Source organism: Kerstersia sp. (genome assembly GCF_052103615.1).
Lineage (GTDB): Bacteria > Pseudomonadota > Gammaproteobacteria > Burkholderiales > Burkholderiaceae_B > Kerstersia.
In genome coordinates, this window is record NZ_JBQEKA010000028.1 from 18,545 (window position 1) to 36,445 (window position 17,901).

Sequence of the window (17,901 nt, forward strand, 5' to 3'; positions counted from 1 at the left end):
CGGTTTGGTTTGTCTGTGAGTCCAGCCCAAACCATGCGTCCGGTTTCTGTGACGAATCACTAGCAGTCAAAAAACAGCTTATTGCGCCGTGTACCCGCCATCAATGACCAGTTCGCTGCCTGTCATGAACTTCGATTCATCCGATGCCAGGTAGAGGATGCCGTAGGCGATATCGTTCGGTTCCCCCAAGTGGCCGACGGGATGCAGGCTGACCAGGCGTTTGTAGGCGTCGCTTTGCTCGTCTTCTGCCAGTTCCTGCACCAATGGCGTCCAGATATAGGCCGGGTGAACGGAGTTGACGCGAATCCCGTAGCGGGCCTGGGCGCAGTGCAGTGCTGCCGATTTGGTGAAGATGCGTACGCCGCCTTTGCTGGCGTTGTAGGCAGCCAGGTTGGGGTCACCAATCAGCCCTTCAATAGAGGACAGGTTGATGATGGAGCCGCCACCGCTTTTCTTCAGTGCTTCGATGCCGAAGCGCGTGCCCAGGAATACGCCGTCCAGATTGATGTCCTGCACCTTGCGCCACTCGGCCAATGTGGTTTCTTCCACATTTTTGCCCAGCGCAATCCCGGCATTGTTGACCACGACGTTGAGTTTTCCAAATGCCTCGAATGTCGCGGCAATGGCTTTTTCCCATTGATCTTCCTTGGAAGCGTCATGCTGCACGAAGATGGCATCTCCCCCTTGGGCTTTGATCTCCTTGACCACAGCCTGGCCTTCTTCGACTTTCAGATCGGTGACGACGACCTTGGCCCCTTCGCGGGCCAATAGTTCTGCCGAAGCCTTGCCAATACCCAGTGCAGCACCCGTTACCAATGCGACTTTTCCAGTAACACGACCCATTGCAATCTCCTTAGCAAAAATATGAACGACATGACAATGATGCTCTGACGATGCAGCGCCGCCCTCACCGGGGTAAAGACGCCGTCAGCGCTCCCAGCGCCCGCCAGCCTCTCCTGAACCACACCCTAGCCGCGGCACATGACACGAGCGTGAGCCGGATACCGCGGCGCACTGTCTTTCATCCAGGGTACCCTAATATAGAGGCCGCATGCCAATCGAGTATCTGCATGGCATCCCCGCCACCGGGTTCTCTCCCGGCAAGGTAGAATCCGCTCCCATGCGTTTCTCCGATTTCACCCAGCGCCTGACTTCCCTTAATGCCTTGCCGGTTCATCGCGGCAGGATTCTGCGCGCCTGGCTGAGCGGGCAGGCGCTGGATAGCGGCACGCAGCGGCGGCCCGCTGAACATTTTCTGCCGCTGGCGCTGCGTCAGGCCCTGCCCGCGCTGACAGCGGAGCTGGATGGGCTGGCCCGTATTCATTCGGAGCATCCGGGCACTGAGGGTTCACGTCTGCTGATTCAGTTGGCCGATGGCCAGATGGTGGAAAGCGTGCTGCTGCCGCGCGGCGGGCTGTGTGTTTCCACGCAGGTTGGCTGCGCCGTGGGCTGCCGTTTCTGTATGACCGGCAAGAGCGGCTTGCTGCGTCAGGTGACCAGCATGGAGATTCTCGCCCAGGTGGTTCTGGCGCGGCGCCTGCGCCCGGTCAAGAAAGTCGTGTTCATGGGGATGGGCGAGCCCGCCCATAATCTCGATAACGTGCTTGAGGCCATCGACTTACTAGGCACCGAGGGCAATATCGGGCACAAAAATCTTGTGTTTTCCACGGTGGGCGACCCGCGCGTCTTTGAGGCCTTGCCCCGGCAGCGCGTCAAACCCGCCCTGGCGCTTTCACTGCATACGACCAAGGCAAGCTTGCGCGAGCATTTGCTGCCGCGCGCGCCGAAGATTGCGCCGGATACCCTGATCGCGCTGGGTGAGAAATACGCGCGTTCAACGGACTATCCCATCCAGTATCAGTGGACGCTGCTCAAGGATGTCAATGATGGCGATGACGAACTGGACGCCATTTTGCATCTGCTCAAGGGCAAGTATGGTGTCCTCAATGTCATCCCCTTCAATAGCCTTGAAGGAGATGATTACCAGCGCCCTGACCCGGAACGTATCCGTCACATCGTGCAGTATCTGCATGGCCATGGCGTGCTCACCAAGGTGAGAAACAGCGCCGGGCAGGATGTGGATGCGGGCTGCGGGCAGTTGCGCGCACGCGCTGCGGGTGAAGGGAAAGTGGTGGAAGTGCGGCGCCGGCATCCTGGGCAAGCGCCTGCACAGCCAGCGGCGCTGGCCATGCCTCACTGATAATCGCCGTCCAGCACGCCGTTCATGTACTTGGCAGGGTTCGCCATGAAGGTCTTGAAGGTGGCCAGGTCAGCGTACTCCTCGTGCTCGATGTCCCAGTAGCCAATGCGTCCTTTGGTCGGATTCCAGACGAGAACCACATCGGTGTAATCGCCGGATTCCTTGCTCAGCCGCAAGACCTTCCTGCGGCCGACTTTCATCGGGAAGATGTCGGTCAGCGCGAAGAATTCAAAGAAGCCAAAGTCGCAATCCGGCAGTTCAACACGCCGCTGCTCTCCTTGCAGGAATTCCAGCATTTCCGCTGGCAGCTTGTATGGTTCGAGCTCGCGCAGCCTGTGCTCGACGCTGTGCAGCTCGACGGGTTCCAGTGACCGGAAATAGGCCGCCAAGGCTTCGTCGCCTTCTTCCAGAGCCACCGTGTAAGGGCGCTCGCCATCCCGGCTCGTTACCAGGACGTCCGCGCCATGCTCCACCAGCAGGCGGCACATGCCCTTATCGCGGTTGCGCGCAGCTACCAGCAACGGGGTCGCGCTATCGGAAAACACCTGATCCTTTCCCTTGAAATTAACGTCCACCCCATGCGCCAGGAAAAATTCAACCGCCCGCTTTTTACGCTCGAACACTGCGGAACGAAACGCCTGTCCGCCATGCTCTGCTGCGGCATGCCCAAGGGCATGGATTTCCTCCAGGTGTTCGATTTTGCCGCCGTACAAGGCCTGCATATAGGCATCACCGCCCACTTTCCTCACAGCGTGCACATCAGCGCCATGCTGCGCCAGATAACGCATCATGGCCGGATCGGTGTAGCGCGCGGCAATCGGGAATGCCGGCGCATCGGCCCGATTCAGCCTGACCCCATGACTGACCAGCCAATGCACTGATGCTGCAGCATTCGCGCACAACGCCAGCACTAGCGGCCGTTCCTGAATGTAGTCACTCAGGGTGATGGCGGCCTCGATGTCCCAGCCTGCGGTGCGAAAGCCCTCCAGCGCAACGGTATCGCCAGCAATCAATGACTCGACCAGTGGCGGCACCTGTTTAAAAGTGCCCAAATCTGCAATTTTTATCATTCGTGCCGTTTCAGAAAGCAGCCCGCCCTGCGGCCAGCCTGAGGTTGTGCGCCGCTTTCAAGGCGTGCGGCCGCATTGTTCACCGTTATACGCCCAACGATAAATAATGTTCTGCCATGATGCAACGCCAACCCTGCCCTGCCCAGGATTGGCCAGCATCCGCGCCAGCCCTCGGTTCGCCCGGCTCCCCTCTTTTGATGGGCCCCGCGGCATCTGGCCATGCAATCAGCACCGCTATCGCCCGCGGTCTCGCCCAAAATATCGGCACGGCAGGCGCCGCCCGCTTGTGCTTTCAGGCTGAACCAGCACAGGCAATCGCCTTGTTTTGCCTCTCGCAGGTTCTGTATCAAAATATCTGACATTCGTAACCATCTCTTCCAAGCCGTAGCATGACTGGCAAGTTTTGCTATCCTGAAAACAGGTTTCCGGTACCCAGCAAGCGCCATAGATCAGGGCGATGAGACTGGCTGGCGTACGCCGGAGCCACAATCAGTTCTTCTTCCATCCTTATCCTGATTTTTCAAGGAGGCTGTATGAACAAGAAAGCCCTTATCCTCGCGCTCACCTTGCTTGCCGCCGGCCTGACCGGGTGCAATACCGTTGACGGCATTGGCAAGGACGTCGAACGTGGCGGTGAGAAAATTCAGGAACAAAGCAAATAGCGCAGCCGTTGTGCGGCGCCTATTCTCATAGCCCAAAGAAAAATGCCTCAGGAACCATTAACGGTTCCTGAGGCATTTTTACCGCCGGGCCGTCCCGGCAAGCCGCCATCCTTTTTCAGCTGCCCTTCTTCAGCCGCTCTTTTTCAGTTACCCCTTTTTCTCAAACGGCTCAGCCCAGTTGCAGCCGCATAGGCAGCATCATTAGCGTGCTGCCCGCCCGTAAAGGCTCCGCACTGCCCGCCGGCTGAAAACCAAATGCGGCATACAGGCGCATGGCTGGCGTGGCCTGGTCTGCCTGCGTCACACCCAGGCCGATTTCGCGTGCCCCCTGGCGTGCCGCCCAGCCCGCCGCTTCCTTCAGCAATGCATGGCCTGCCCCCTGGCCTCGCGCAGCAGGATCCACCCACATCTGGTACAGATGCGCGCTTAATCCGGTTTCCGGCGCCAGCTTGCACCACGCCATCCCTACCACCCGCGCCGCCTGCAACGCGAACAAAACATGATCCCGCCCTGACGCCGCGGCGGCAGCAATACGTTCCGCCCACATGGCGTCCGTGCGCACCACCTCGTCGCCATAGAGACTACCGTAGGCATCCGGGGAATCCTGCAAGGCCTTGAGACGCGTATCGCGATAAATCGCCCACTCCTCTGGCCGGACTGCCCTGACAATCAACATGGGTTCTCCTTCTCAAGACTTGGGCAACGTCACCGCCAGATGCAGTTTTTCGATGCAGCGGCGGCTGTCGTCGATCAGCTTGCCGAACTCGGCGCTGTTGATTTCATCGTGGCTGAGCCAGCTGACTTTCTGAGCTTCGCGATAACGGTAGCGATAGCCGTCGGGGGTGGGTTCCGCCTGGAGCTCGATGTCGAACCAGGGGCTGCCGATTTTGCACTGCTGGGCCGGTTCGTCGATTTTTCCGCCGGACAGGGTGACGTCATATGTCACGATTTGCGGTTCGCCCTGGTAGAGGTCGGCCATCTGGCCTTCGCTGCGATACTTGGCAAAGGCTTCCCACTGGCCGGCCAGGTCCTCGCGGCTGTAGGTGTATTGCCCGCCACGTCGCTCCAGCGCGCGGCGGTCGCTCAACCGGGCGGCGACGACATAGCTGGCGGGCACGACAAAGGTGCTTTCTTCTCGTTCCAGCACGCAGTCGCTGCCTTCTTTGGCGAATCTGCGGCACAGTTCCTGGTCCGTGCTGGTCCGGCCGTACAGACGGTCCGTCACGCTGACGTCCATCAGCAAGGCATTGGACATTTCCACACGCGATTCAACGCTGGCCTCGCCGTCCTGGGTGTAGTGCTCATGGCGGGTAACTTTCAAGGTATCACTGGGCGCTTCCAGGGGAATGTCTTCACGCCGCACCTGTCCGTCCGCCCCCAGCACCAGCGCCCAGCGCTGCTGAATATCGGGCATGATGCGGCCTGGCGCGAATACCGGGTTGGTCGGGTCCAGCCACCACACCTGGCCATCCACCTCGGCACGGACGATGGCATGGTTAGGCGCATACATACCAGGAATCAGCAATTCACGCGCCATGTCGCCGCGGCTGACCAGGGTAGGTTCGGCCTTGATGCCAGCCGCCTTCAGCATAGCGCCCAGCAGCACGGCCAAATCCTTGCAGTCGCCATAGCCATTGCGCTCTATTTCTTCAAGCGTGAATGGCACATAGCCACGCCCGCTGGCGCGCCAATCACCCAGATAGCGGTAGGTGTCGTTGATGTATTGCATCAGCCCGGCGACCTGCTCTGGCACGGGCTTGCCTTGGACAGCAGCCACCGCGGCCGCCGCCCCTTTGGGCAGCGCTGCATTCAGAATTTCGTTATACCGCGCGGCAAACGGGCCTAGGTTTTCCTGCAAATCCAGCGAGCTGCCAAGCTCCAGGCGGGGCGCATGGCGCAGGTAAGCGTTATCGGCCTCGTTGATGTAATTCAAGTAAAGCGGCGGCTCTTTCAGGCTGAGTTTGACTGTTTTCTTGTCGGCGCTTTGCTCGACGCGATAGGCGTCCAGCATTTCCTGGCCCATGACAATCGGCCGCTCGGATGTGAATGTCGCCACGAAACTGTCATCGCGCACCGGCATAGGCTGGCGATTGAAAACATAGTGAAACTGCGTGCCCAAGGGCTGAGCCGCGAAGTGTTCGCGCAAGGTGTAGCTGATGCGGGTGCCGACGCGCAGGTTGGGAAACGCCAGGGAGGTCTGGTGTTCACGCAGGAATCCCTGGTCAGGGTTGGGCGCAGTCCGCGTGTCTATCTGCGACTCGTCCAGCGGCACCGGCTGCTCGCCGGGCTGGGTCACTTCGGCCTTTTCCACCGTCAGGCTGTCGGTCTCGGCATAGCTGCGATCTATGCGCGAGAGCATTTCGCGGCCGCTAGGCTTGAGGATGGTAAAGCTGTAGGTGCTCAAGCAATCCGTGCTGTTGTCGGCATTGAACTGGCAGCTGAACTCGATGTCGCCAGCCAGGGGCGCTTCGGCGATCGGTTGCAATGCGGCGAAGACGGGCGTGGCCGCGCAGAGAATGCTGGCAGCGAGCAGGGACGGTTTGAAAGGAAGACGGTGCATCAGGACCTTGGTATGAAACGGTTGAGCCAGGCAAATTTTGCCATGAACCTGGCCCAACCATTGGTCAGTGATGCGGTTTCAGAGTTCTCCAAGGAAGCGCATGCGGAAACGCTTGCCCTTGATATTGCTATTGGATAAACGAGAAAACGCCTGCTTGGCGATTTTCCGGTCCAGCGCCACGTAGGCGTTGTATTCAGTGATATTGATCTTGCCTACCTGTTCAAAAACCAGGCCGCCCTCACCTGTCAGCGCCCCCAGCAGGTCTCCCGGGCGCAGCTTATCTTTCTTGCCGCCCTGGATGCACAGCGTCACCATAGGCGCCCGCAAGGGCCGGTCGGCTTTGGGCCGCAAAGCCTTGATATCGGCCCAGACCAGCGGCTTGCCCTGGTATTGCTCGATCAGGTTGGCCCAGCGCATTTCATTGGGCGAACACAGGTTGAGCGCCAGCCCTTTTTGCTCGCCCCGCCCGCTGCGGCCGATGCGGTGAATGTGCACCTCGGTATCCTTGGTCACATCCACGTTGATCACCGCCCCCAGGTTCTGGATATCCAGGCCGCGGGCTGCCACATCGGTGGCCACCAGTACGGCGCAGCTCTGGTTGGCGAACTGGATCAGGATTTCGTCGCGTTCGCGCTGTTCCAGGTCGCCATTGAGCGCCTCGGCGCTGACGCCAGCGGCTTGCAGGCGCTCCACCAGATCATGGCTGCGGATTTTGGTATTGCAGAAAGCCAGGGTGGAGACCGGCCGGAAGTGCCCCAGCAAGGTGGCCACGGCATCCAGCCGCTCGCTTTCGTCGATTTCATAGAAAATCTGTTCGATGCGGCTGGCATCGTGCTGCGCTTCGACCTTGACCTCGACCGGGTTGCGCAGGAAGCGGGCACTGAGCTTGCGGATATTTTCCGGGTAGGTCGCCGAAAACAGCAGGGTCTGGCGCTTGGAGGGGCAACGCGAGGCAATCGCGACGATATCGTCATGAAAGCCCATATCCACCATGCGGTCGGCCTCATCGAGCACCAGCGTCGTCAGGCCGGACAAATCGAGGCTGCCGCGGTCCAGGTGATCCTGGATGCGGCCTGGCGTGCCCACCACCAGATGCGCGCCGCGCGCCAGCGACTCGGCCTGCGGACGCGCAGACGTGCCGCCACAGAGCGTCAGTATTTTCACGTTGGGGATCAGGCGGGCCAGCCGGCGCAGTTCCTGCGCCACCTGTTCGGCCAGTTCGCGGGTCGGGCACAGCAGCAGCGCCTGCGGCGTTTGCTTGTGGAGCCGCAAGGTATGCAGCACCCCCAGCCCGAAAGCTGCCGTCTTGCCGCTGCCAGTCTTGGCCTGGGCAATGAGATCACGGCCTTCCAGGATCAGCGGCAAACTTTGCGCCTGGATGGGCGTCATCTGTTCAAAACCCAGGCTTTGCAGGTTTTCCAGCAAGGCGGGCAACAGGGGCAAGGAAGTAAATGGCGTTTGGGTCACAGTAGAACGGTGTGCGAAAACCGCGCAAGATTGAATCGACCGACAGTGTATGCTGGTCAGGGCAGCTGCGGGGCAACAACAGGCGCAGGACTGTCACACCATGAATGAATCTGGTGCGCATGCCTCGGACCAAGCCAGCTTTCCGCCGGAAAACTATGTGACAATCCTTCCACGATAGCGGCGCTTGGATGCCTCCAGGGCAGCGCAGTCACAACGGCACCATCACGGCAGCGCAACCCCTAACGAGCAACCCCTAAAGAGCATCCACTAAAGGGCAACAACCAGACGGCCACGCCCCACGGGCAAGCATCAGAGGACAGCCATGTTACGAAGCGGGATTGCCATGCTGACCACAGGCTTTGTCTGCGCCTGCAGCCTGCCCCCGCCGGACCACCGCAGCGAATCCCGGGCGATCATGACACAAGCTGGGCAGGACACGCAGCTGGGCCAGAATCTGGCGCCGCTCACTGAGCAACACCCTGGCCTGTCCGGCGTCCTGCCGCTGACGGATTCCCTGGACGCCTTTGCGGCGCGCATCCTGCTGATTGCCACGGCAGAACACAGCGTTGATGTCCAATACTATATCTGGCGCGACGATATTACCGGCAACCTGCTGCTGCATTCGCTCCACGAGGCCGCGCAACGCAATGTGCGTGTCCGGCTGCTGCTCGACGATAACGGCACCAATGGCCTGGACGGCAAGCTCGCCCTGCTCAACGCCGAACCCAATGTGGAAGTGCGTTTATTCAACCCCTTCCCCTTCCGCACGCTCAAGCCGCTGGGCTTCATCACTGATTTCAGCCGCCTGAACCGGCGTATGCACAATAAATCCCTGACCGTCGATGGCCAGGCGACCATTGTCGGCGGCCGCAATATCGGTGATGAATATTTCGGTGCGACTCAGGATGTCGCCTTCGCCGACCTGGATGTGCTGGTCACTGGCCCGGCCGTCGATCATGTTTCCCTGGATTTCGACCGTTACTGGCATAGCTTGTCCGCCTACCCGCTTGAGCAACTGGTTGCCACGCCCGGCCAACGGCGGGCCAGAAACCTGCTGCAGGACGAGGCCGACGCCGCGCTGGTACCCCGGGCCCACGCCTATGTGCAAGCCATTGCCCAATCCTCTTTCATTGAGAACCTCCATGCCCGGCGCCTGGCATTTCACTGGGCCCCCGTGCGCCTGGTTAGCGACGACCCGGCCAAGGCGCTAGGGCAGGCGCAAACCGACGCCCTGCTGATGACACGCCTGGCGGATATTCTGGGAACGCCCAAGCATTCAGTGGACCTGATTTCCCCTTATTTCGTGCCGACCGACCAGGGGGTGGAGGCCTTGGCGCAACTCGCGGCACAAGGCGTTCGCCTGCGGGTTTTGACCAATGCCATGGAAGCCACCGATGTCCTGGCCGTGCATGCGGGCTATGCCAAATACCGCGTGCCGCTGCTGGAACAAGGCATAGAACTCTATGAACTGCGCCGCCATGCCGGCTCCGAGCGCCCCAAGGAAAAAGCAGGCCCCTTCGGCAGCTCCGGCTCCAGCCTGCACGCCAAGACGTTCGCGGTCGATGGGGAACGGCTGTTTGTCGGTTCCTTCAATTTCGACCCGCGCTCGGCTCAGTTGAATACCGAACTGGGCCTGGTCATCGAAAGCGCCCCGCTGGCCCAGGCCATGTCCCAGGCCTTTGATCATGGCATCCCCCGCTACGCCTATCAGCTGGAACTGGACGAGCAGCATGAAATCGTCTGGCTGGCGCAAGGCCCCGATGGCATCATCCGCCTGACGCAAGAGCCGTCCAGCTCTTTCTGGAAACGGCTGTACCTGCGTTTTCTGTCCATCCTGCCCATAGAACCGCTGCTATAGCGTTCGGGCTGACGGCTCACTGGCCTTTGGGCTACGCCGCTTCGGCGCGATTGCGCGTCGCCACCCAGCAGAGTATCGACCCTGCGCATACCATGCCTGCCCCCTGCCAGAATGCGAGAGATAGCGGAGTGTCCAGCAAGAGCGCAGCCAGCACGGCGGAGAGCACCGGAATGAAATACGATGCGCCAGCCAGAAGCGTCACATTGCCGTGCAGGATACCGACATTCCAGGCCGCATAACCAAACCCCATGGCCGCCGCAGCCAGCAGCAGATAGGCCAGGCTGCGCCACGTCCACAGCATGGGTTCGCCCCCCATGGCCGCATATTTAACCCATAGCGCCAGGGCCACCAGCATAAAGAACAGGGTGACCCCATTCTTGCCCTCGGCGATCCGGGCCGTGACCGTGCAATAAATCGCCCAGATAATGGCCCCAGCCAGCGCCAGCCCATAGCTCAACGGGTTATCGCGCACGTTGCCGAGCATGCCGGCTGCATCCAGCCCCTGATCGCCGCCCAGCACCCAGCACACGCCCGCCATGGCGACCACAAACCCCGGGATGATGATCCAGCTGGCCTTCTGCCGGTTGAACAGAATGGCGAACACCATGGTCAAGGATGGCCACAGGTAATTCACCATACCGACCTCGATGGCCTGCCTGCGGGTGTGCGCATACCCGATGGAAAGCGCCAGGCATAGTTCATAGGCCACGAAGAGCACGCTTCCCCAGAACAAATAACGCTTGGGAAACTCGCGCACCCGGCTGGGGCCGACCGTCAGCAACAGGAAAACCGATGCCACGGTGTAGATCAGCGCCGCGCCGCCAGTGGCGCCGAAAGACTCGCTGACCCCGCGGATCAGGCCCACAATGGCACTCCACAATAGCACTGCGATCAAACCGATCAGCGTTGCCTTACGCGTATTCATCAATTCCTGGCCTCATCCATACCGGCGGCCGCGCCAGCAAGCGGCGCAGCCCAACACATAAGTGTATCTGCGGCAGCCGGCAGGCCGCCAGCCGGATGGCCTGCCGCCCGGGCAATCAGGCCTGCGCCAGGATTTGCTGCTGCGTATTGAGGCGGTTGCGCATGCACCAGGCCAACAGGCATGACACACACAGGACGCACAAGACCGCGCCCAGCGTGTAGCGCAGGCCCTTGGCATCGGACAACAGCCCGAACAAGGGCGCCACCATGCCGCCGATGGACATGGCCAGGCCCAGGGTGATGCCGCTGGCCGTCGCCTGATTGCGCGGCAGATAATCCTGCGCCAGCGTGACTTGCGGCGCAAAGGGCAGGAACATGCACAGCCCCAGCATCAGGGTAAAGCTCCAGGCCATCATGGGTGAAGAAGCCAATACCAGGCCAGCCAGCGCAGGCAGCGCCAACAGATAGCCCAGCCGAATGGAGACCATGCGCCCCCAGCGATCGCCAACCCAGCCGCCCAGCAAAGTCCCGGCCGCCCCGGCTGCCGTGAACGTGGTCAGCGCGGCCGCCCCGACAAAGGCGCTGCCGCCCAGTTCACGCGTCACATATAAGGACAGCATGGACACCACGATGACATAGGGAATGGACCAGCCCACGATCACACCGCACAACAGGAAAAATGCCTTCCAGTCGTTTGCCGCGAGCATCTTGCGCCCGCCAGCCGCGGCTGCCGTCTGCGCCGCCGTGGCCGCTTTGCGGCTGTCCTGCCGGGTCCAGAGCATCCAGACCGCAAGCATGCACAGCGCGGGCAACACCAGCAGCCAGCTGCGCTCCAGCTCGCCGCCCCCGACCACGACAGCGGCCAGCAAAGGCGCGAATGAAGCCCCGATGGTGCCGCCCACGGAAAAGACGCTCATGGCCTTTTGCGATGAACCGCCAGCCACCCGCGCGGCCACAGTGGCCGGCGGATGATAAGCCGCTATCCCCAGGCCGCACAGCGTCGCGGCAATCCAGCTGCCCCAATATTCCGGGCTCAGGCCCATCAAGACCAGGCCGATAGCCGCCACCATAAAGCCCAGCGGCACCATCCAGGGGCGCGCGGCCCGGTCAACATACATGCCAAACAAAGGCTGCACTACGCTGGACAAGGCCGTGGCCGCCAGCATCAGCCCGCTGACAGCGGTATAGCTATAGCCCCGCTCCAGCGCCATAAAAGGCAGCAAGGCGGGCACCAGGCCCTGGTAAAAATCATTGACGGCATGGGTGCCCGTCAGCAAGCCAAGACGGGCGCGGTTCATGAGAGCCCCCGCGCCACGCAGGCCGGCCAGTGAAACATAGACATCGTTGCTTCCTTCAAACAGGGAAATAAGAATGGCAATCAGGGCATCTTAAAAAGCGGCAGGATTGTCTTCTCACGCGAAATCCACAACAATCGTCGTAAAAGTGACAAGCTGAGCCTGAACCACCATGGATGCTTCCCGCGACCTGTCTTCCGCCGCCCACTGGGCCACCATTCGCCCTGGGCTGATTCGCGTCCCGGACCCGCATGCTTCTCCCATGCAGGGGGAACAGACGGCGAGCCCGGTCGTGGCCTACGGCACGGATATGCCTGCCAATGCGTACATTCCGCCGCACACCCACAGGCGGGCGCAATTGCTGCATGCCACGGCGGGCGTCATGCTGATCCGCGCCGAAAACGGCAGTTGGGTCGTACCGCCAGGCTGTGCCGTCTGGGTGCCGCCAGCGGTCTTCCACGACATACGCATGGCCAACCAGCCTGTTGCCATGCGCACGATTTTTGTTGAGCCCGGCCTGCGCCCGTCTCTCTGGCCCCATTGCCAGGTGATCGAGGTCTCGCCCCTGCTGCTGCAACTGATTCTGGCGGCAACCGGGCTGCCCCTGGACTACCCCGGCGGCGGGCGCGCCGAGCGCATCATGACGCTGATCCTGGACGAAATTGAAGCCGCCACGCCGCTGGCGCTGCATGTTCCCATGCCGGCCCATCCGGGGCTGCTGGAACGCTGCCGCGCCTTGATTGCGGCGCCAGCGCAGGCTGTCAGCCTGGCAGCCTGGGCCCAGGACATGCACATGCATCCGCGCACCCTGGCCCGTTTGTTTCAGCGGGAAACCGGGCTGAATTTCGGCAACTGGTGCCGCCGCACCCGATTGCTGCTGGCCGTCCCCATGCTGGTGTCAGGCGCATCGGTATTGGAAGTGGCGCTGGCGCACGGCTATGACAGCCCCAGCGCCTTCAGCGCCACCTTCCGCCAGCATTTCGGGCAGCCGCCCAGCGCCTACCAGCAGGGCCGCGCCAGCGCTAGCAGGCGCTGATTAGGCACTGAATAGGCGTTGATTAGGGGTTGATTAGGCGTTGAGAGGGGCTGAGACAGCAGACACAGACGCGCAGGCGGGCAGGCGGGCAACCCGCCAGGCCCGGGCCAGACCAGCGCAGGTAAAACAAGCCATGCACCAAGCGCAAGCGAGAACAGGCAAAGTTCAGATCAGCAAATATTGCTCCAGGGTCTCGCGCCCCAAGTCCTGCATGCGGCCATTCAGAACCATTTGCCCATGGTCCATGACCAGCACCGTATCAGCCACCTGCTCCAGAAAGCTCAAATTCTGCTCGACGATCAGAAAGCGCTGCCCTGCTGCCGTCCGTTCCCGGATGACAGCGGCCATGCGTTCGATATTCTCCGGCTGCACGCCTTCTGTCGGCTCATCCAGCAGACACAAACCGGCTTGCATGCCCAGTGTCCGGACAAACGCCAATAGCTTGCGCTCGCCACCGCTGAGCGAGCCTGCGGTTTGCGCCAGACGCTCGCGCAGACGGGGGAACAATTCAAACAATGCGTCATAGCGGCTGTCTGGCCGGCCTGCCGGATGATGCAGCCACAGATTGGCTTGCACGCTGAGGTCTCCGAACACCACATTTTCCTGCGGCGAATAGACCATCCCGGCCTGGCACCGCCGATGCGCGGGCAGCGTATCCAAACGTTGCCCCTGCCATTGAACCTGCCCCTCGCCCAAGGGCAGAAAACCTGCCAATGCCTTGAGCAATGTGCTTTTGCCTACCCCGTTGCGGCCCAGAACAGCCAGCACTTCCCCCGGCCCAACCCGGCCAGACAGCCCGCGCACCACGACCGTATCGCCATAACCGCAGCTCACACCCTCGAATTCGAAATCCGCCTGGCTCATTTCCGCGCTCCCGCATAGACATTGCGCACCGCCGGATCGGCCTGCATCTCTGCCAGACTGCCTTGCGCCAGCAGACTGCCCTGGTGCAAGACATAGACCTCACCGCCGATCTCGGCCACCGCCGTCAAATCATGTTCGATCAGCAAGGCCGCCGCGCCTAATTGCGCCACGATCTCGCAAATTGCGGTAATCATGCGGCGGGTTTCCGCTGGCGACAAACCGGCGCAGGGTTCATCCAGCAGCAGCAAGGCCGGTTCCGGTAAAAACGTCATCACCAATTCCAGCGCCTGGCGCTGCCCTTGCGACAGGCTGCCGGCCGGCTGATTCCAATGCGCCAGCAATTCGGGAAAGCGCCGCAGCAATTCATCCTGCAAGGCCGAATGCCAAGCCAAAGGCGCGCGCCGGATGACATCCAGGCCGCTCAGCCGCCCGGCCCACAGCGCAAGGGCAAGATTCAGGCCCACACTCAAATCCGGGAACACCGACGGAATCTGCAGCTTGCGCCCTACCCCTTGGCGCGCGACCTGCCATGCCGGCCTGCCCGTCATATTCCGCCCGTTTATCCAGATGCTGCCGCCGCGCACCGGCAAACGGCCCGTCATGGCATTGAATGCCGAGGTTTTGCCCGCGCCATTGGGGCCAATCACCGCCCGGATCCCCGGCCCTTCCAGGCTCAAGCTCAAACCATTGAGAATGCGCACGCCGGAACGCTGAACCTCCACCCCCTTGAAATGCAAACCAGGCTCTGCCGAGCAGACCGGTGCCCCGGGCGCAGGCGTGCGGCCAGCCTGGGCCGCCAGCGCCGGCGGCGCGCAGCGCCCTGCCAGCCAGCCCACCAATCCCGTTGGCATGAAACGCACCACGGCGATAAAAATCAGGGCGACAAACACTTCCCAATAGGCAAAGCTGTCCCTCAATTCAGCCGAGACATAGCCAATCAGCACCGCCCCGAGCACAGCCCCATACGGACTGGTCTTGCCCCCGACGGCGGCCCAGATGACAAATTCCGTGGACAGAACAAAGCCCATGGCCTGCGGCGTCACAATGCCCTGATGCAGGGCGAACAAAGCGCCAGCCAAGGCCGCCAGCACCGCCGACAAGGCATAAGCCCTGGCCTTGATCCGGTCTGTGGCGTAGCCAAAAAGCTGCATACGGTCTTCGTTCTGCGCGATCCCATCCCACAATACGCCCAGCGGCCGGCGAAGCAGCGCACTGACCGTCAGTGTGCTGACCAGCACGACAGCCGCCACCAGCCAGTAAAAATCGCCATAGCGGTCAAACCACTCCCACTCGGGAATATCCACCATGCCATTGAAGCCGCCCGTCACGCTGCTCCATTGCTGCGCGGCCAGAAAGCCCAACATGGTCATGGCCAGGGTAATCAGCGAAAAATACGGGCCGCTGCCCTGGCTGCGCGCGAACACCAGGCGGGCGATGCCCCAGGCCAGCAAGGCCGGCAGCAACAGCGCGGCCAATAAGCCCAGCAGCCAAAGCGGCTCAGTTTCCGCCGCTTTCAGCGCCCCCCCGGCCAAATAAGCCCCCAGCCCGAAAAACAGCGCATGCCCCAGCGGCAAAAAGCCCAGCCGCCCCCAGCACAACGCCACGCCCTGAGTGGCAATGCCATAAATCAGGAAGAGCGCGATCTGATAGGCAAAGAAATCCCCGCCCAGCAGCGGCGCCGCCAGCAGCGCCAATACCAGCAGCAGCGGCGGCAGCCGCCGCCAGAGCGTAGCGCGCGGCCCGGCCTGCGCCCTCGGGGAATCAACGACGTGAGAAGAGACCATTGGGTTTGAGCCACAAGAAAAGAATCGAAATCACCAGCACCACGGCATAGCCGCTCGTCTGCCCCGCAATACTGCTCATGACGGCCTGCGAGCCGCCAATCACGCCGACCCCCCCGGCAAAGCCGCCCAAGGTACCCAAGCCCCCAACGACCAGCACAAAGAATGCATCCAGCAGGTAATCCAGGCCCATGCCTGGCTCAATACGCACCAGGGGAGCAAGCAGCACGCCTGACGCTCCGGCCAGCATCACGCCCACGACAAAAGTCTGGGAAGCCAGGCGCCGGGTATCTATGCCCAGCGCCTGGGCCAGCACCGGATTGCCCGTCATGGCGCGCACCCTCAGGCCAGCCGCGCTGCGCCGGTACCACAGCAGCAAAGCCACCATCAGCACGATGGCCAGGACAATCAGGCTCAAGCGATAGAACGGATACTGCGTTCCGCCCAGAGAGACCGGCAAGGTCAGGCTGCTTTCCACATGGCGATAGCCTTTGCCCCAAATGGCCTCCACCAGCTTGCGCAGCAGCATGGCCAGCGCCCAGGTTGCCAGCAGCGTATCGAAGGGCCTGGCATAGAGCGGCCGCACCAGCCAGCGCTCTACCGCCCAGCCGAGCGCAGCGCAGTCAGCCAAGGCCACGGGCATGGCCGTAGCCAGCGGCCAGCCCCACTGCTGCACTGTCACGACGGCATAGGCGCCCAGCATGACAAACTCGCCATGCGCCATATTCAATACGCCCAGCAGGCCAAACACCACGGCCAGGCCCAGCGTCGCCAGCATCAGCGTCGCCAGTTCATAGGCCAGATTCAGCCCATGCAGCAGCAAATCGGTTTCCATCGCGGCTATACCTTGCAATCCTGGCCGGCAGGCACGCCCGGAAAGGTTTCCAGTACCCGGAAGCCGTGTTCGCCCACTTCCGCCACATAGATATCCTGGGCAACATGCCTGCCGCCAAGCGTCACCTCGCCCCTCGGCCCGCGATAACGGGTGCCGTCGCTGGCGGCATCCATGGCTGCGACCTCCAGCGACCCGGCCCGGTTGGCCAGCGCCTCCAGCGCCAGCAAGCCTTCATACGTTGACTCGGCAATACCGCTCATCATGGGCGCCTGCGCGCCAAAACGGCTGGCGTAGGCATCGGCAAACGCTTTGGCATCCGGTGTTTCCAGACTGGAAAAGTAGCCGGCACTGGAATACAGATTGCGCGCATTGGCTGGCCCCATCCCTGCCAGGGTGTTCTCTTCAATCAGCGTTCCCAGGCGCAAGGCCTGATCCGCCAGGCCAAAACTCGCAAACGCCTTGTTGAAACTGACCGACGCCCCGCCAACCAGAGAAACCAGCACCGCATCCGCCCCGCTATCCCGGATGCGCGCCAAGCTCGCATCGAAGTTATCTACCGTGAACGGCAGAAACTCTTCGCCCACGATCTCGGCCCCGGTCTGGGCAATATAGGTTTTGGCTGCTGCATGGGTATTGCGGCCCCAGATGTAATCATTGCCAATCAAATACCATTTCTTGGGATCACGGTGGCTGGCCAGCCAGGGGATGACAGTCGCCAATTGCTGTTGCGGCGTTTCGCCTATCGCATAAACCCCGGGCGCGCAGTTTCCGCCTTCATTGACTGGCGTATAGATAAAGGGAATCTTGCCCTTGAGCATACCGGCGATGGCCCCTCGCACCGCGCTGTCATGCTGCCCCACCAGCGCCATCGCCCCCTGCCCTTTCCAAAGCCTGAGCGCAGCCTGAGCCGCTTCGGCAGGCGGCAGCCCGGCATCACCAAACAGCAGCGCTACCGGCCTGCCCAGAATACCGCCACGCGCATTGATCGTCTCGGCCGCCAGCTCCGCGCTGGCGCGCGAGGCCGGGCCAAACATACCTGCCGGGCCGCTCTGCGGAATCATGACAGCCACTTTGATGGGGTCCGCAGCCCAGGCCGACGGCCAGCAACCAGCTGCCGCCAGCGCACCTGCGGTTTGAAGGAATAGGCGTCGATTCATTTTTGTCTCCATGAACTAAACAACACTTCCGGCCCGGCAAACTCAAGCCGTCTGCCAGCTTTCCCGCAACGCAGCCGGTAATGGCCGGCGCGGCCAGACCGACTCCAGCGCCATACCAATCGCCAGAATCTGCTTATCCATGCCCGGCAAACCATCTATTTCCATGCCAACCGGCAAGCCCTGACTTTCCCC

15 protein-coding genes are annotated in these 17,901 nt (G+C 61.8%); 4 read left to right on the forward strand and 11 right to left on the reverse strand.

Features of this window, described 5'->3' with window-relative positions; genetic code table 11:
• Positions 1–78: 78 nt before the first annotated feature.
• Positions 79–843 carry an SDR family oxidoreductase gene (locus tag ACTJGZ_RS08320; protein WP_441662468.1) on the reverse strand — a complete coding sequence of 255 codons (765 nt, stop codon included), beginning with the start codon at positions 841–843 and terminating at the stop codon, positions 79–81.
• Between the two features lie 277 nt (positions 844–1,120).
• Between ACTJGZ_RS08320 and ACTJGZ_RS08325 the strand changes: the two genes are divergently transcribed.
• Complete coding sequence (locus ACTJGZ_RS08325) at positions 1,121–2,200, forward strand: RNA methyltransferase (protein ID WP_441662483.1); 1,080 nt, start codon at positions 1,121–1,123, stop codon at positions 2,198–2,200.
• On the opposite strand, the gene ACTJGZ_RS08330 is transcribed toward ACTJGZ_RS08325, so the two are convergent.
• Positions 2,194–3,270, reverse strand: coding sequence for an ankyrin repeat domain-containing protein (locus tag ACTJGZ_RS08330; protein ID WP_441662469.1), 1,077 nt, complete (start codon positions 3,268–3,270; stop codon positions 2,194–2,196). The genes ACTJGZ_RS08325 and ACTJGZ_RS08330 overlap by 7 nt on opposite strands.
• 533 nt (positions 3,271–3,803) lie before the next feature.
• On the opposite strand from ACTJGZ_RS08330, the gene ACTJGZ_RS08335 reads away from it, so the two are divergent.
• Complete coding sequence (locus ACTJGZ_RS08335; protein WP_441662470.1) at positions 3,804–3,932, forward strand: entericidin A/B family lipoprotein; 129 nt, start codon at positions 3,804–3,806, stop codon at positions 3,930–3,932.
• Positions 3,933–4,101: 169 nt separating this feature from the next.
• Here the strand turns inward: ACTJGZ_RS08335 and ACTJGZ_RS08340 are convergent, their stop codons facing one another.
• The 3 genes from ACTJGZ_RS08340 to dbpA form a co-directional block, all read right to left on the reverse strand.
• A complete protein-coding gene (locus ACTJGZ_RS08340; protein ID WP_441662471.1) occupies positions 4,102–4,608 on the reverse strand; it encodes a GNAT family N-acetyltransferase in 507 nt (168 codons plus the stop codon).
• A gap of 12 nt (positions 4,609–4,620) precedes the next feature.
• Entirely contained in the window at positions 4,621–6,492 is a 1,872-nt protein-coding gene (locus ACTJGZ_RS08345; RefSeq protein ID WP_441662472.1) for a DUF3857 domain-containing transglutaminase family protein, read from the reverse strand.
• 78 nt (positions 6,493–6,570) lie between these two features.
• On the reverse strand, positions 6,571–7,959 hold the full coding sequence (gene dbpA / locus ACTJGZ_RS08350) for an ATP-dependent RNA helicase DbpA (protein WP_441662473.1): 1,389 nt from the start codon (positions 7,957–7,959) through the stop codon (positions 6,571–6,573).
• A 322-nt stretch (positions 7,960–8,281) separates the two neighbouring features.
• On the opposite strand from dbpA, the gene ACTJGZ_RS08355 reads away from it, so the two are divergent.
• Entirely contained in the window at positions 8,282–9,817 is a 1,536-nt protein-coding gene (locus ACTJGZ_RS08355; protein ID WP_441662474.1) for a phospholipase D family protein, read from the forward strand.
• Positions 9,818–9,848: 31 nt separating this feature from the next.
• On the opposite strand, the gene yddG is transcribed toward ACTJGZ_RS08355, so the two are convergent.
• Both yddG and ACTJGZ_RS08365 read right to left on the reverse strand, forming a co-directional pair.
• Positions 9,849–10,742 carry an aromatic amino acid DMT transporter YddG gene (yddG, locus tag ACTJGZ_RS08360; protein ID WP_441662475.1) on the reverse strand — a complete coding sequence of 298 codons (894 nt, stop codon included), beginning with the start codon at positions 10,740–10,742 and terminating at the stop codon, positions 9,849–9,851.
• Positions 10,743–10,857: 115 nt separating this feature from the next.
• Positions 10,858–12,039, reverse strand: a complete 1,182-nt coding sequence (locus tag ACTJGZ_RS08365; RefSeq protein ID WP_441662476.1) for an MFS transporter — start codon at positions 12,037–12,039, stop codon at positions 10,858–10,860.
• Positions 12,040–12,208: 169 nt separating this feature from the next.
• Here ACTJGZ_RS08365 and ACTJGZ_RS08370 point away from each other — a divergent pair, with 169 nt between their 5' ends.
• Positions 12,209–13,072 (forward strand): AraC family transcriptional regulator, encoded by an 864-nt coding sequence (locus tag ACTJGZ_RS08370; protein WP_441662477.1) that lies wholly within the window; start codon positions 12,209–12,211, stop codon positions 13,070–13,072.
• A 165-nt stretch (positions 13,073–13,237) separates the two neighbouring features.
• Here ACTJGZ_RS08370 and ACTJGZ_RS08375 read toward each other — a convergent pair whose 3' ends face one another.
• The 4 genes from ACTJGZ_RS08375 to ACTJGZ_RS08390 are packed head-to-tail and all read right to left on the reverse strand — an operon-like array spanning position 13,238 to position 17,709.
• The gene (locus ACTJGZ_RS08375; RefSeq protein ID WP_441662478.1) at positions 13,238–13,936 is read right to left on the reverse strand and encodes an ABC transporter ATP-binding protein; all 699 of its coding nucleotides are present in this window, start codon (positions 13,934–13,936) and stop codon (positions 13,238–13,240) included.
• Positions 13,933–15,720, reverse strand: a complete 1,788-nt coding sequence (locus ACTJGZ_RS08380) for a branched-chain amino acid ABC transporter ATP-binding protein/permease (RefSeq protein ID WP_441662479.1) — start codon at positions 15,718–15,720, stop codon at positions 13,933–13,935. Before ACTJGZ_RS08380 ends, ACTJGZ_RS08375 begins: the two co-directional genes overlap by 4 nt.
• Positions 15,698–16,552: a branched-chain amino acid ABC transporter permease gene (locus ACTJGZ_RS08385; protein ID WP_441662480.1), complete on the reverse strand. Its 855-nt coding sequence runs from the start codon at positions 16,550–16,552 to the stop codon at positions 15,698–15,700. The genes ACTJGZ_RS08380 and ACTJGZ_RS08385 overlap by 23 nt, the downstream gene beginning before the upstream one ends.
• Positions 16,553–16,557: 5 nt before the next feature.
• On the reverse strand, positions 16,558–17,709 hold the full coding sequence (locus tag ACTJGZ_RS08390) for a substrate-binding domain-containing protein (protein WP_441662481.1): 1,152 nt from the start codon (positions 17,707–17,709) through the stop codon (positions 16,558–16,560).
• Positions 17,710–17,901 lie beyond the last annotated feature (192 nt).